Here is a 12,380-nt window from a genome sequence, read left to right as displayed (position 1 = left end):
GCCTGCGTCACGAGGCCCCTCCGAAGCTGCGGAGACGGCTGCGCGGATCGATATAGTCGTTCATCGATACCGCCAGCAGGAACAGCCCGATGAAGGTCATGATCACTGCGATGGTCGGAAATGCGATCCACCACCAGATTCCCGCCACCATCGCGGTGTGCTGGTTGGCCCAATAGATCATGCCGCCGATCGTCGGCGTGTTGATGTCGGTGAAGCCAAGCACCGCCAACGTCACCTCCAGCCCGATCGACCATACCATGTTGTTCAATGTCGTCGAGAAGACGATCGGCATGACATAGGGCAAGTGCTCCTGAACCAGGATCTCGCGCGTGCTCATGCCGGAGAACAGGCTGCTCTGGGTGAATTCCCGGGCCTTCAGGCTCATGGCTACCGCGCGGATCAGCCGCGCGTCATAGGCCCAGCCGAGGCTGGCCATGATCAGCGCCAGCAGCAGCCAGGACATGCGGTCGCGCATGACGAAGAAGAACAGTACGAGGATCGGCAGCAGCGGGATGACGATGAAGGTGTCGTTCACCGCCATCAGCGACCGATCGATCCAACCGCCCTTGTAGCCGCTAAACAGCCCGATCGTGAGCGCCAAGAGACGGCTGATCAATGCCACGGTGCATCCGAACAGCAGCGTATTGCGCATGGCAAAGGTCAGCTGCCAGAACACGTCCTGGCCGCGGGACGTGGTGCCGAACCAGTAGGTCAGCGACGGCGGCACATCCGGCGGCACCACATAGACCTGCTGGGGCGGATAAGGCGAGAAGCTTGCCAGCACGGACAGCAGCAGCGCGACGGCAATCAACGCGGCGCCGATCCGGAATTCGGCGTGGTATCGCCAGAGGTCACGCAGGATCCCGGTCATCAGGTGACCTTCACCCTGGGATCGAGCAGCGGATAAAGAAGATCGATGACGAGCACGCCGGTCGAAACGCCGAGAATGGAAACGGTGGTCACGCCGAGCACGAGCCCATAGTCCCCCGCATAGACGGCATCGACCAGCAGCGAGCCGACGCCGGGATAGCCGAACACCTTTTCGGTGATGACAGCACCGTTGAAGATTCCGCCGAGCGACATGGCGAGCCCGGTCAGCTGCGGCGGCAGCGCGTTGCGCATCACGTAGGATGACAGAACGCGCCAGGGTCTGACGCCTGCCAGTTCGGCATAGACGACGTAGTCCTCGGTCACGACATGGGACACCAGCGCGCGCATCCCGAGGAACCAGCTGCCCACGCCGATCAGGATCAGCGAGAGTGCGGGCAGAACGGCGTGCTGCATCACGCTGACGATGAAATCAAACGTCGGTGCCTGCGGCAGGTTCATCGCCGCCCCGCCCGTGATCGGAAGCACCGGCCAGAGGAAACCGAACACGATCAGCAGCACGAGTGCCAGAATGTAGTAAGGGATCGGGTGCACGCCGATGGCGATCACGCCGATCAGCTTCAGCCCGCGACTTTCCTGATAGTAGCCGGCAAGTCCGCCCAGCAGGCTGCCGAGCCCCCAGGCGACGATCGTCGAAACCGCGAGCAGTCCGGCGGTCCAGGGCAGCGCACGGCCAATCAACGTCGAGACGGGCGTTGGAAACGCCGACATTGAGGGACCAAAATCGGCGCGCAGGATCCGCTTCCAGAACGCCAGATATTGCTCGACGGGCGAGCCGCCAAGTCCGTAGAGTTCGCGCAGCGAAGTGCGCATCTTCTCGATCGCGTCCGGAGCCGTGTTGCCGAAAGAGGTGACGACCGAGATTGATTGCTCGACGGGATCGATCGGCGTGGCATGGGTAATGACATAGGCGATGTTGATGCCGATGAAGACAACGAGCACGAATTGCGCCAGCCGCCGGACGACATACGCGAAATACCCGCTCATCGGCGCTCCCGGGACGCGGGACCGAGGCGTTCGGGAGGATGCGACCGGCTGTTCGGGGATGCCATTGCCGCTTCCTTATCACGTCCCTAGCCGGCCGGCTTGAGCTTGACGAGCATATAGCGCGAATTCCCCCAGTTCGGCACCGGATTGGTGTAAGGATTTTCCGACGTCGGATAACCCGTCCAATAGGTCTGGTCCATCGCCGTGAAAACGTTGTACGCCATCAGCGGGATGGTCGGCATCTCCTTCACGGCGAGCTTGATGTAGTCCTTGCCAAGCTCGGTCGATTTCGGATCATCAAATCCCACCATCCGGATGCTCTCGATGATCTTGTCCAGCGCGGGGCTAGACCAGCGCTGCCAGTTGCGCAGGGGCTGCGATTTGCCTGGCTCTGCGACGAACTGCGAATGCCAGCTGTCGAGGAAGTAGGACAGGTCGGGGTGACCGCCCCAGGTTTCCACGCTCCAGCCGATGAATGTGTCGAAATCGCCGGCCGCCCGCCGCGTCGGCAGCGTCCCCTGCGCCACATCGATCCGGGCGTCGATGCCGGCCTGTTTCCATAACTGCACGATCATGGTGCCTGCCCGCGTCATCACGGGGCGCAGGTCGCCTTCCACCATGACGCGGACCGTGAAGGGCTTGCCATCCGGCGTGGTCCAGGCGCCGCCGCGCTTGGTGAAGCCGGCCTTCTCCAACAGCTCCTGCGCGGCCTGCGGATCGACCTTCCACCAGCCCATGCCGAAGGCGCGGGCGATCTCCGCGGGATCGGACGGAATCTGCTCGCCCATCGACGGCCGCAGCATCTCGGCGATCTGCTTGCCGATCGTGGGATCGTAGGGCTTGATCTTGCGCTTGCCGGTGTCGAGCTCGAAACCCTTGAGCCATTCTTCCATCGGCTGATGATAGGTCGCCGGGTGGGCGCCGGTCGGCGGCACGCCGATCGCCGATATGGTGGCGGCGCCGCGATAGGCTGCCATCGACACCGCCTTGATGTCGATCAGAAGCGCCAATGCCCATCGCACATCGGGGTTCCTGAACAGCTCGTTCTGGGTATTGAAGATCACCGCCGGCAGCGTCGGGTCGGGATGGCCATACGGGAAACCCTTGAACCAGGCCCGCGTCACCTTGCTCTGCTTGGCGAGGGCAAACATGCCCTCGGGCGCGATGTCATGGATCACATCGAGCTCGTGGTTGAGCTGCGCAATGACCCGTTTGTCGGGCGGCCCGGGATCGATATAGGCGAGATATTTCGGCCCGGGCTTGCCGTAGCGGGCGAGCGTGGTGCGTTGCCAGTCGTCGCGCAATTGCCAGATGTACCATTTGCCGTCGGGATCGTAGCTGTTCAGCACGTAGGCGCCGAGCGAAACCGGCTTGTTGAAATCGAACCTGACCGGATCATCCACCTTCTCGAAAACATGCTTGGGCAGGATCCACACCGCCCCCCAGCGCACCGTGAAGTTGGCGTGAAAGCGTGAGTTGGGCTTCTTGAGCTTGAACACCACCGTATAGGGGTCCGTCGCCTCGACGGACGCCACGTTGCTCGCGAGCACTGCGCTGAAGCGCATTCCCGGATGCTTGATCTGCGTCGTCACGGTCGCGACGACGTCGTCCGCGGTGAACTCGACACCGTCGCTCCAGAAGATGCCCTTCCGCAGTTTCGCCGTCATCTCGGTGAAATTGGCATTGTATTGCGGCTTGTCTGATGCCAGCGAGTTGTCCCAAACGCCGTCGAGGCCGCTTTCGGGATCGATGTACCACAGCGTATCGAGGGCGACCTGCTGCAGTCCATTCGACTGCGACCCGGCATTGATGGCCCAGATGTTGAACCATCCGGCGTTCTTGACGGTCCCTTCCGGGTTCTCAAGGATCAGCAGTTCCTTCCTGGGGATGTTTTGCAAGGCGCCCTGCGCGTGGCCCGACGTCGCCAACGGGAACGACTGCATGAGCGCAGACGCAACCAGCAGAAGTGCACGAATGCAGCGCATCATCTTCCTCCCGGTGCAGTTCGTCGCGACACCTGTGCGACGAATGCTAAGGGCGGCAAAAACGAGTAACAACAGAAATCTTGTCCAGCGCGAAAGGTCAGTCCCCGATGTGCGCGCCCGTCTGGATGGCGCGGCCAATTTGAACCACCTACGGCCAACAAGGGTGGAGTTCAGCAATGATGATCCAGCTTGCCCCAAGCCGTGGAACCTGCAATTCGGCGACGGATCCGTCACGGCATGGGCGGCAAGGCAACCCATCTATCTCCATTGCAGAAACGGCACCGGATTGGCCGCGCGGTAAAAGAAGTTGATCATCGTGTTGATATCAAAGACCGGAAGGCCCGAGATATCAGCCACGTCCTTCGCGAACGGGCACATGTTGGTGCATTCGAACAGGATGGCGCCGGGATTCTTGCAGGAGGCCATGAAGGCCTCGGTCATTTCGATCATTTCAGCGCGCAGCACATCGGTGTCGAGCTCTTCCCGGCCAAGGATATAGGTCGCCGGAAACTGTGCGTCCGGCTTCATGCCCTGAATCTGGACCGGGATGTCGTCCCGCGACCAGCCGACGCCGCGGAAGTGGCCGTCGTTCATGTGATGGCCGCGCTCGGTGAAGACGCCGATGACCTTGCCCGGCGGCAGCATGGCGCGGATCAGCGGCGCCTGGATCAGGCTGGAGGCGAAAACCGGAATGTTGACCGCCGCCGCAAGCTGCTTCTGGAACGGCGCGAGGAAGCCGCAGCTTGTGGTGATCGCCTTGACGCCCTCGGCTTCCAATTCACGGGCCGCCGCGACAAACGGATCGAGCAGACTGGCATCCGGATGATCGCCCATGATCTTGGTCGCATGGGCGCCGTGCACGATCTTGTAGCGCACGGGAAAGTCGTAGGAGAGCGCATTTCCAATATCACCGCGCGGGCGTGGAAACCGTGTGTCCAGCATCAGGATGCCGATCGTCTCTCCGTAATTGGTGTAGCCGCCGCGCAGTTTCATGGTGGTCTCCAGAGATGATGAACAAGATCGATGGTGTTTGGACTCTTCGATCACGCGAAACGCGAGGCGGCGAACGGCTGCAGATCAACGCCGGTATCCCTCCCCGCGACGAGATCTGCAACGATCCGGCCGGTGATCGGACCGGACGCCAGGCCGACATGTCCGTGTCCGAATGCGTGGAAGATATCTGTGGATGCCGAGGCCGTGCCGATGACCGGCCGACCGTCCGGTGTCGATGGCCGATGCCCCATCCAGCAGTCGATCGTCAGGTCCGCGCGCGATCCGAGACCGGGATAAGTCCGCAGCGCATGCCCGATCAGAATCTCGACCCGCCTCCAGTCGGGCTCGGCGTCGGGTTGCGCCAGTTCGACCTGACCCGAGAGCCGCAGGCCGGCAGGCGTCGGCGTATTCGCCATCCGTCCGTCACTCGGCATCAGTGGAAGCCTGGGACCTGCCGCGGGCGATGCAATCACACCGTGATATCCGCGCTCGCTCGCCAGCGAGACCCGATCGCCTGCGGCGACCGCAAGAGCCTTGGACCAGATGCCGGCGCAGATCACTGCGCGATCACAATCGATCCGGCCCTGGTCGGTGGTGACCGCCGCGAGACGGCCGTTCGTTACGACAAAACCTGCGGCACGCGCTCTGACGAGGCTGGCGCCGCGGGCACGCGCGGCGTCGACAATGGCCGCCACATAAGCGCCCGGGTCGGTGCAATGGGCACCGCCCTGAACCAGTGCGCCGAACCGGTAGTTCGGGCTCAAATCCGGCTCGCGGCGGCGCAGCTCTCCGGCATCGAGCTCGAGCCATCGCAGCCCGTTCTCGCGTCGAAGCCGCCAGGCGAGCGCCTCGGCGTCAAACGCCGCGCGATCGGGATAGGCATAGAGCAGGCCTGTGCGGCGGATGTAATCCGGCCTGCCGATCTCCTCGGCGAGAACCGCATGACGCTCCGGCCCGTCGCGAAGGATCGAGGCGAGCACGCGCGCGGTCCGCTCGACCTTCTCGACGGTCGATCCGGCTGCGAGGAAGCGGAGCAGCCAGGGCGCCAGCGCGGGCAACGCCGACCAGCGCAGCACCAGCGGTCCGTTGGGGTCGAGCAGAAATCCCGGCACCTTGCGCCAGAGGCCCGGCATCGACATCGGGATGATCGAGGCAGGGCTGATCCAGGCCCCGTTGCCGTAGCTGGCGGCCTGCCGCCCGCCCGGCGCTTCCGGGTCGATCAGCGTGACCTCGTGTCCATCCTTCAACAGCTCCCATGCGGTCGCAGCACCTACGATACCGGCGCCGATCACCGCGATGCGCAGCCGCCTGCTGTCCCGTTCCATCGCTCGATCCGGTCGCTGCTTCTCAAATCATCCGTTGACTGCTGCCGACGTCAGGCCGCTGTTGTGGAAGTGGCTGAGGAAGGTCCGCGTGGACGGCTGACGCGGCGCGTCGATGACTTGCCGTGCAGGCCCCTCCTCCACGACGACGCCGTCGCGCATGAAGACGACGGTGTCGGCGACCTCGCGCGCGAACGCCATCTCATGGGTCACAAGCACCATGGTCATCCCCTCGGCCGCGAGCTGGCGGACCACCGCCAGAACCTCTCCGACCAGCTCGGGATCGAGCGCCGACGTCGCCTCGTCGAACAGCATGACTTGCGGCTTCATCGCCAAAGCGCGCGCGATCGCCACGCGCTGCTTCTGGCCGCCCGATAGCTTGTCGGGAGCAACGTCCGCCTTGTCCTTCAATCCGACCTTGTCCAGCAGCGCCAGCGCCGTCACGCGCGCCGCCTCCGGCGCAACCTTCAGAACCGTGACCGGCCCCTCCATGACGTTCTGGATCGCGGACATGTGCGGAAATAGGTTGAAGTTCTGGAACACCATCCCGGTCCGCGCGCGGAATGCGGCCAACTCCTTGTCGGCGGGCAGCTTGTGCCCGTTGGTGAAATCCATGGCGCTTTGCCCGACCCGGATGTAGCCACTTTCCGGAATGGTCAGCAGATTGAGGCACCTGAGCAGCGTCGATTTGCCCGATCCGCTCGGACCAATCAGTGCGACCACGCCGCCACGCGGCACCCGCAGCGAGATGTCTTTCAGGACGTTGACGGCGCCGAACGACTTCTTCACGTGCGCCAGTTCGATCATCGGGGCATCGGACACGGGACCATTTCCCTCTTGGCTGGACATCACGGACCTCACCGCGCCAACCGTGCTTCGAGCACGCTCGCAGCACGCGTCATCGGGAACAGGATGATGAAGTAGATGGCAGCGATCATGGTGTAGGTCTCCAGCGGCCGGTACGTCGCCGAGGTGATGAGCTGCCCTTGGTAGAGCAGATCCGGCACTGCCAACACCGACAGCAGCGACGTGTTCTTGAGCTGCAACACGGCCTGATTAACCAGCGGAGGAATCATCCGCTTCAGCGCTTGCGGCATCACGATACGCCGCATCAGGTCGAAGCGGCGCATGCCGAGCGCGCGACCGGCATCCCATTGCCCCATATCGATCGAAACGATGCCGCCACGGATGATTTCCGAATAGAAGGCGCCGCCGTAGAAGCTCAGCGCGATGAACGCAGCCACCGCGGGCGAGAGCTCGACGCCGATCAGCACCGGAAGCGCGTAGTAGATCCACACCAGCTGGACCAGCACCGGCGTGCAGCGGAACACCTCGACAAGCATCACGAGCGGGGTCGAGACGAACCGCATTTTGGACAGGCTCGCGATTGCGACCACGCAGCCGATGACAAATCCGCTCGCCGCCGTAAGCAAGGTAAAACCGATCGTGTAGGCCGTCCCGATGGCGATCAGCTTGCTGTATTGCAGCAGGAAGCCAAAACTCCAGTCATAATGCATTGCAGCTTTCCCCTGCTCGGCGATTGCGAATAGGCGACGAGGCCTCCTTGAGATCGGCGTCGCGCCGCTCACGATCTTTCGCGATGTTGCCCATGTTGCATCGATCAGTTGTTCCCTGGCGGGTCGAACACCGGTTGGTCAACGGTTGAATGAAGGTCAACGAGGTTGCGGAAACGAAACTGCCCGCGTCATGTGACGACGCGGGCAGCCTGAGATCAAAATTGCAGTCCCGGGGGAATGTCCTGCTCCCCGATATTCACCAGCGACAGGCTGGAGAGGATCCATTCGCGTAGCGCGCCAAGCGAGCGGCTGTATTCGAGCCAGTTGTCCACATAGGTGCGGAAGCGGGTGTCAACATCCACGCGCACGCCGCAGCACGTCGGTTGCGAAGCGACGGGCGTCGGGATGATGACCTTGCCCACTTTCGCGTTTTTCTTGACCGTCACCAGGGAGAGCATCGCGACCTGGATCAGACAATCCGCCCGCCCCGACTGCACTGCCAGCACGGCATCATCGGGCGTCTTCAGTGCGACCAACGTCGCCTTGGGCAGGATTCGGCGCGCGTAGAGATCGTGCGTCGAGCCGATGTCCACCGCGACCCGTACCTCCGGCTTGTTGAGGTCCTCCCATGTCTTCGGCTCAAAACCGGACTTGGCGATGATCGTGAAGGTGTTGTTCATGATCGGGCGCGTGAACTCGACGATCAAGGCGCGCGATGGCGTCGGACTGAGGCCGAACATGATGTCGATCTTGTTGCTCTGAAGGTCGAGCACCGAGTTGCCCCAGGTCGATTCGATGATCTCGACCTCGGCCTCGAGCGCCTTGGCGAGATCGGTCGCCATGCTGACGCAGAAGCCCGACCACTGCCCCGTGGCGATGTCCTTGTGGTAATAGGGCTCAGTCCCGACAATGCCGGCGATGCGAAGCTTCTTGGTCTTGCGAATTTGAGCAAACGTACTTTCCGCCGGCGGCGTCTGGGCGACGGCCTGCGAGACCGCGGATCCGGCCGCCATCGCCGCCGCGGCAGCACCAAGTCCAACGAGCGATCCGATTTCACGACGATTGACCATACTCAGCTTCCCCTCTTCAGTTGAATTCTTTCGATCCGGTCCAGCCTCCCCGCCCGGCTATGCAGCCTTCTGGGTCAGGAACCGTCCCACAAAATCGCTCGTCTCGGAGCTGCGCGCTTCGCGCGCGAGCCTGCTTCCCGCGCGCGTCGCCAGGAAGTCGGCCAGACTGGCGTCTTCCTGCCGCACAAATCCCTTTGCCGGAAGCTTGCCGGCGAGGAAGAGTTCGACCATCGCAACGCAGCCCGCGGCCGTGGTGAGCTGGATGGCGCCAAGCTCCGGCCGGCCGTCGTAGCGCAGGACGATACTGTCCTCTTCCATGCGCCCATTACGCTCGCCGATACCGGTGACGAAGATCACGACGACGTCCTTTCGCGTGAATGGAGCGGCGCGATTGAGGATTCGGCGCATGGTGTCGCGGTCGTCGGCCAGTCCCAGCCCCTGCAGCAGCAGCTTCATGATCTCGGCATGGCCGGGATAGCGCAGCGTCTTGTAGCTCATGTCGCGGACCTTGCCGGCCAGTGTTTCCGTCAAGGTGCCGAGGCCACCCGAGGTGTTGAACGCCTCATAGGCGACGCCATCGATCATGACGCTCTCGACGCCCTCAAGCGCGGGCACGGAGATGGGCTTGCCGTCGAACACGATCTCGCAGGGATTGCAGTACTCGTTGATCAGGCCATCGATGGACCAGGTCACGTTGTAGCGTAAGGCATTGGTCGGATAGAGTGGCAGCGCACCGACGCGCATCTTGATCGCTTTCACCGTGTCGAAACGGGCCGCCATGTCGGCCCCGAGCACACAGATGAAGCCTGGCGCGAGACCACATTGCGGCGCCAGGCTCACGTCGGCAGCCGCCGCAATCTCCTTGATGTAGGCCGTCGTCGCCACGTCTTCAGTCAAATCGAAGTAATGTGTTCCCGTCTCCACAGCGACCCGCGCGATCCCCTGATTGAGGAAATACGGACAGGCGCTGACGACGATATTCTGATCCTTCAGGAAAGCCCGCAACGCATCGAGGTCACCGGCATCCACGACCTTGGTAGCGAAGGTTTGTCCTGCACTCAAGGTGAGTTGGGCTTCCGAAGCGTCCGCCAAGGTGACTTTGTGGCCCTGCTCGGCCAGCATTCCGGCGATGACGACTCCAATCTGCCCGGCGCCAAGGACGGCGATGTTTTGCGGCGAATATGCCATTTTCGACCCCCTTTAGAGAGCAGCCTGAACGCCAACCGCCGCCGGATCGGCGCCGACCTTCTTCAACCATGAGAACACCGGTGGCAGGCGATCGGCGATCGATTCGACGGCGACGTCGACAAAGACCGGCTCGCTCAGCGCGAACGCCTCACGAAGCGCCGTCTCCAGTTGCTCCGGCGTCTCGACGCGAAAGCTGCGGATGCCGTAGACGGCCGCGAGCCTGCTCATGTCGTAGCTGCCGAAATCGACGCTGAAGGTCGGATCGTTGGCCGGCGCGTCATCGTCGCGTCCGAACGTCTTGCGTGCATGGTCGCGGTCGACCACCCGCTGCAGCGCCTTGATCCAGCCAAAGCAGGCGTTGTTGAAATGGACCAGCACGGCCGGGATTTGCAGCCGCGCCAGCGTCTCCAGTTCACCGGCCGACATGCCGAGCGAGCCGTCGCCGAACAAGCCGACGGGCCTGAGATGCGGCGCCGCAAAATACGCCCCGATCACCGCCGGAATGGCGTAGCCAAGTCCGCCGTAGAATCGCGGGATCACCAGTTTGGACTGCGGATCGCGCAGCCGCAGGAAACGCGTCGCATAAGGTGTCGGCGTGCCGGCATCCGACACCACGTTGCAGGGCACCGGCATGCAACGGTTGAGCGTCTCGATGACGCGCTCGGGCCGCAGGGGAACAGCGTCGTTCTCGAGATGCGGCGCCATCACGTCCCAGAACTCCGCCCTGCGGCGGTTGATGTCGTCGACCCAGCCGGCGGTAACGGGCTCGTGGTCCGAAGCGATCCTGGCAAGCAGCGCATCGATCACGGCGCGGGCATCTCCGACCAGCGGATGGTCGATGGCGTAGGTGTTGCCGATGACTTCCGGTTCGAGATCGATCTGGACGATACCCGTCTCCCCGTTCGGCACCGGCCATTGCCAGTTCATGGTGGCGACCGAGCCCATGCGGCAACCGACATAGATCACGAGGTCGGCGCGTCCGAGGGCCCACACCGCATGCGGATGGAAGCCGTTGTCGCCGATGATGCCGATGCCGAGCTTGTGGTCGTCGCGAATGACGCCCTGCCCTGTGATCGTGGTGACGACGGGGATGCCGAGCCGTTCGCCGAACGCCGTGATGGCAGCCGCCGCGCCGGACCGGTTGGCGCCACCGCCGGCAACGATCAGCGGACGCTCGGCGGCGAGAATGGCCTTGATGGCGGCATCGAGATCGCTATCCGGCGGCCTGCTGCGATAGGACGGCGCCTGTCGGCATTGCGGCTCGACATGGAGCGACACGGCTGCCTCGGGAAGCTCCTGATAGAGAACATCTTCCGGCAGCGCGAGAACGACGGCTCCTGGACGACCACCGGTCGCCTCGCGGAAGGCCCGGCGCACGAGCTCAGGCAATTTTCCGACATGCCCAAGCGTCTCGGCGCGCTTGCTGACCGGCTTGAACAGTTCCTCGACCGGCAGCTCCGTGAGAGTACCGCGGCCGACGCCGGGTTGCGGGATATCATTCACGAGCAGGATCAGCGGCACTGAAGACTTGTTCGCTTCGGCAACGCCAGGCAGACCGTAGAGTGCGCCGGCGCCGCTTGGCACTTCCGCCACGCCGGGCTTTCCGGACAAACGCGCATAGCAGTCCGCCATGAACACCGCCGAGCGCTCATCGCGGCACAGGATATGACGCGGTGCATCCCTCGTCGTTCGCAAAGCCTCGTAGAAGGCGACGTTGGTATCGCCGGGGATGCCAAAAATAACCTCGACGCCGTATCCGGACAGCATGCTCACGAGAGCGGACGCACCATTCATCTTTCGATAGCTCCTTGTTGATTGTTTTATCCGGGAGCATCGAGACGACATGAATAGCCAAACCGATGGCTATCTCACTAATTTTGTTACAATCCGTCGGAGTAAGTTCGATTTCGATGGAGAATGCGCAATTCTGCCAATGCAGGCGGCAGCGAGAGTGCCTGCGAGGCAGCGTTTTGCCTATGCCCTGTTCACCTTTCGAATTTCCTGGCGAGAAGAATCGATGACGTGGTGCGTCGAACACCTTCCATCTCGGCGATCCAGTCGATGATCTCATCGAGATGCGTCGACGTCACGCAATTGATCTTCACGAACAGATCGAACGGACCGCTCAGCGTGTAGCAGTGCACGACTTCGGCCTTTTTTCGCAGGGCCGCAATGACGTTGCCTTGCTGCTTGACCTCCAGTTCGATCAGGATGATCGCCGAAATCGCCGTGACATGATCCTGCTTGCCGAGAACGGCGGTGTAGCCGGCGATCGTTCCGTCCTTCTCCAGCCTTGTCATTCGTCCCTGCGCGGTCGCGCGGGACACGCCCAGCGCCTTGGCGATGTCGGAAATCGACGTCCGCGCATTTGCGATCAGGATGTTGAGGAGATCCTGGTCCTTCCTGGCATCCGCCGGACGCGCCATTTGC

At 62.8% G+C, this 12,380-nt stretch carries 11 protein-coding genes; all 11 read right to left on the bottom strand.

Annotated features, from left to right (window positions below):
* Positions 1–7: 7 nt before the first annotated feature.
* Positions 8–871, bottom strand: a complete 864-nt coding sequence (locus tag JQ604_RS07045) for an ABC transporter permease (RefSeq protein ID WP_212354754.1) — start codon at positions 869–871, stop codon at positions 8–10.
* Positions 871–1,875 (bottom strand): ABC transporter permease, encoded by a 1,005-nt coding sequence (locus tag JQ604_RS07040; RefSeq protein ID WP_212354752.1) that lies wholly within the window; start codon positions 1,873–1,875, stop codon positions 871–873. Before JQ604_RS07040 ends, JQ604_RS07045 begins: the two co-directional genes overlap by 1 nt.
* Positions 1,876–1,961: 86 nt before the next feature.
* A complete protein-coding gene (locus JQ604_RS07035) occupies positions 1,962–3,818 on the bottom strand; it encodes an ABC transporter substrate-binding protein (protein WP_249158114.1) in 1,857 nt (618 codons plus the stop codon).
* A gap of 300 nt (positions 3,819–4,118) precedes the next feature.
* Positions 4,119–4,853, bottom strand: coding sequence for an aspartate/glutamate racemase family protein (locus JQ604_RS07030; RefSeq protein WP_212354751.1), 735 nt, complete (start codon positions 4,851–4,853; stop codon positions 4,119–4,121).
* A gap of 50 nt (positions 4,854–4,903) precedes the next feature.
* Positions 4,904–6,178 (bottom strand): NAD(P)/FAD-dependent oxidoreductase, encoded by a 1,275-nt coding sequence (locus JQ604_RS07025; RefSeq protein WP_212354749.1) that lies wholly within the window; start codon positions 6,176–6,178, stop codon positions 4,904–4,906.
* A 27-nt stretch (positions 6,179–6,205) separates the two neighbouring features.
* On the bottom strand, positions 6,206–6,997 hold the full coding sequence (locus tag JQ604_RS07020) for an amino acid ABC transporter ATP-binding protein (protein WP_349631061.1): 792 nt from the start codon (positions 6,995–6,997) through the stop codon (positions 6,206–6,208).
* A gap of 35 nt (positions 6,998–7,032) precedes the next feature.
* Positions 7,033–7,692, bottom strand: coding sequence for an amino acid ABC transporter permease (locus JQ604_RS07015; RefSeq protein ID WP_212354747.1), 660 nt, complete (start codon positions 7,690–7,692; stop codon positions 7,033–7,035).
* 215 nt (positions 7,693–7,907) lie between these two features.
* Positions 7,908–8,762, bottom strand: coding sequence for a transporter substrate-binding domain-containing protein (locus JQ604_RS07010; RefSeq protein WP_212354746.1), 855 nt, complete (start codon positions 8,760–8,762; stop codon positions 7,908–7,910).
* Between the two features lie 57 nt (positions 8,763–8,819).
* Positions 8,820–9,950 carry a saccharopine dehydrogenase family protein gene (locus JQ604_RS07005; protein WP_212354744.1) on the bottom strand — a complete coding sequence of 377 codons (1,131 nt, stop codon included), beginning with the start codon at positions 9,948–9,950 and terminating at the stop codon, positions 8,820–8,822.
* Positions 9,951–9,962: 12 nt separating this feature from the next.
* Positions 9,963–11,744, bottom strand: coding sequence for a thiamine pyrophosphate-binding protein (locus JQ604_RS07000; protein WP_212354742.1), 1,782 nt, complete (start codon positions 11,742–11,744; stop codon positions 9,963–9,965).
* 191 nt (positions 11,745–11,935) lie between these two features.
* Positions 11,936–12,376: an Lrp/AsnC family transcriptional regulator gene (locus tag JQ604_RS06995; RefSeq protein ID WP_212354740.1), complete on the bottom strand. Its 441-nt coding sequence runs from the start codon at positions 12,374–12,376 to the stop codon at positions 11,936–11,938.
* Between the last annotated feature and the right edge of the window lie 4 nt (positions 12,377–12,380).

Origin of the sequence: Bradyrhizobium jicamae (assembly GCF_018130695.1) — a bacterium.
Taxonomy (GTDB): Bacteria; Pseudomonadota; Alphaproteobacteria; order Rhizobiales; family Xanthobacteraceae; genus Bradyrhizobium; species Bradyrhizobium jicamae_B.
Note: the sequence above shows the minus strand (reverse complement) of the source record. Positions and strands in the feature narration are given on the sequence as shown.

Excerpts from the sequence above, each read along its gene's own strand:
- JQ604_RS07025 (WP_212354749.1), bottom strand. The coding sequence starts at position 6,178 with ATGGAACGGGACAGCAGGCGGCTGCGCATCGCGGTGATCGGCGCCGGT.
- JQ604_RS07040 (WP_212354752.1), bottom strand. The coding sequence starts at position 1,875 with ATGAGCGGGTATTTCGCGTATGTCGTCCGGCGGCTGGCGCAATTCGTG.
- JQ604_RS07045 (WP_212354754.1), bottom strand. The coding sequence starts at position 871 with ATGACCGGGATCCTGCGTGACCTCTGGCGATACCACGCCGAATTCCGG.
- JQ604_RS07030 (WP_212354751.1), bottom strand. The coding sequence starts at position 4,853 with ATGAAACTGCGCGGCGGCTACACCAATTACGGAGAGACGATCGGCATC.
- JQ604_RS06995 (WP_212354740.1), bottom strand. The coding sequence starts at position 12,376 with ATGGCGCGTCCGGCGGATGCCAGGAAGGACCAGGATCTCCTCAACATC.
- JQ604_RS07000 (WP_212354742.1), bottom strand. The coding sequence starts at position 11,744 with ATGAATGGTGCGTCCGCTCTCGTGAGCATGCTGTCCGGATACGGCGTC.
- JQ604_RS07005 (WP_212354744.1), bottom strand. The coding sequence starts at position 9,950 with ATGGCATATTCGCCGCAAAACATCGCCGTCCTTGGCGCCGGGCAGATT.
- JQ604_RS07015 (WP_212354747.1), bottom strand. The coding sequence starts at position 7,692 with ATGCATTATGACTGGAGTTTTGGCTTCCTGCTGCAATACAGCAAGCTG.
- JQ604_RS07035 (WP_249158114.1), bottom strand. The coding sequence starts at position 3,818 with ATGCAGTCGTTCCCGTTGGCGACGTCGGGCCACGCGCAGGGCGCCTTG.
- JQ604_RS07010 (WP_212354746.1), bottom strand. The coding sequence starts at position 8,762 with ATGGTCAATCGTCGTGAAATCGGATCGCTCGTTGGACTTGGTGCTGCC.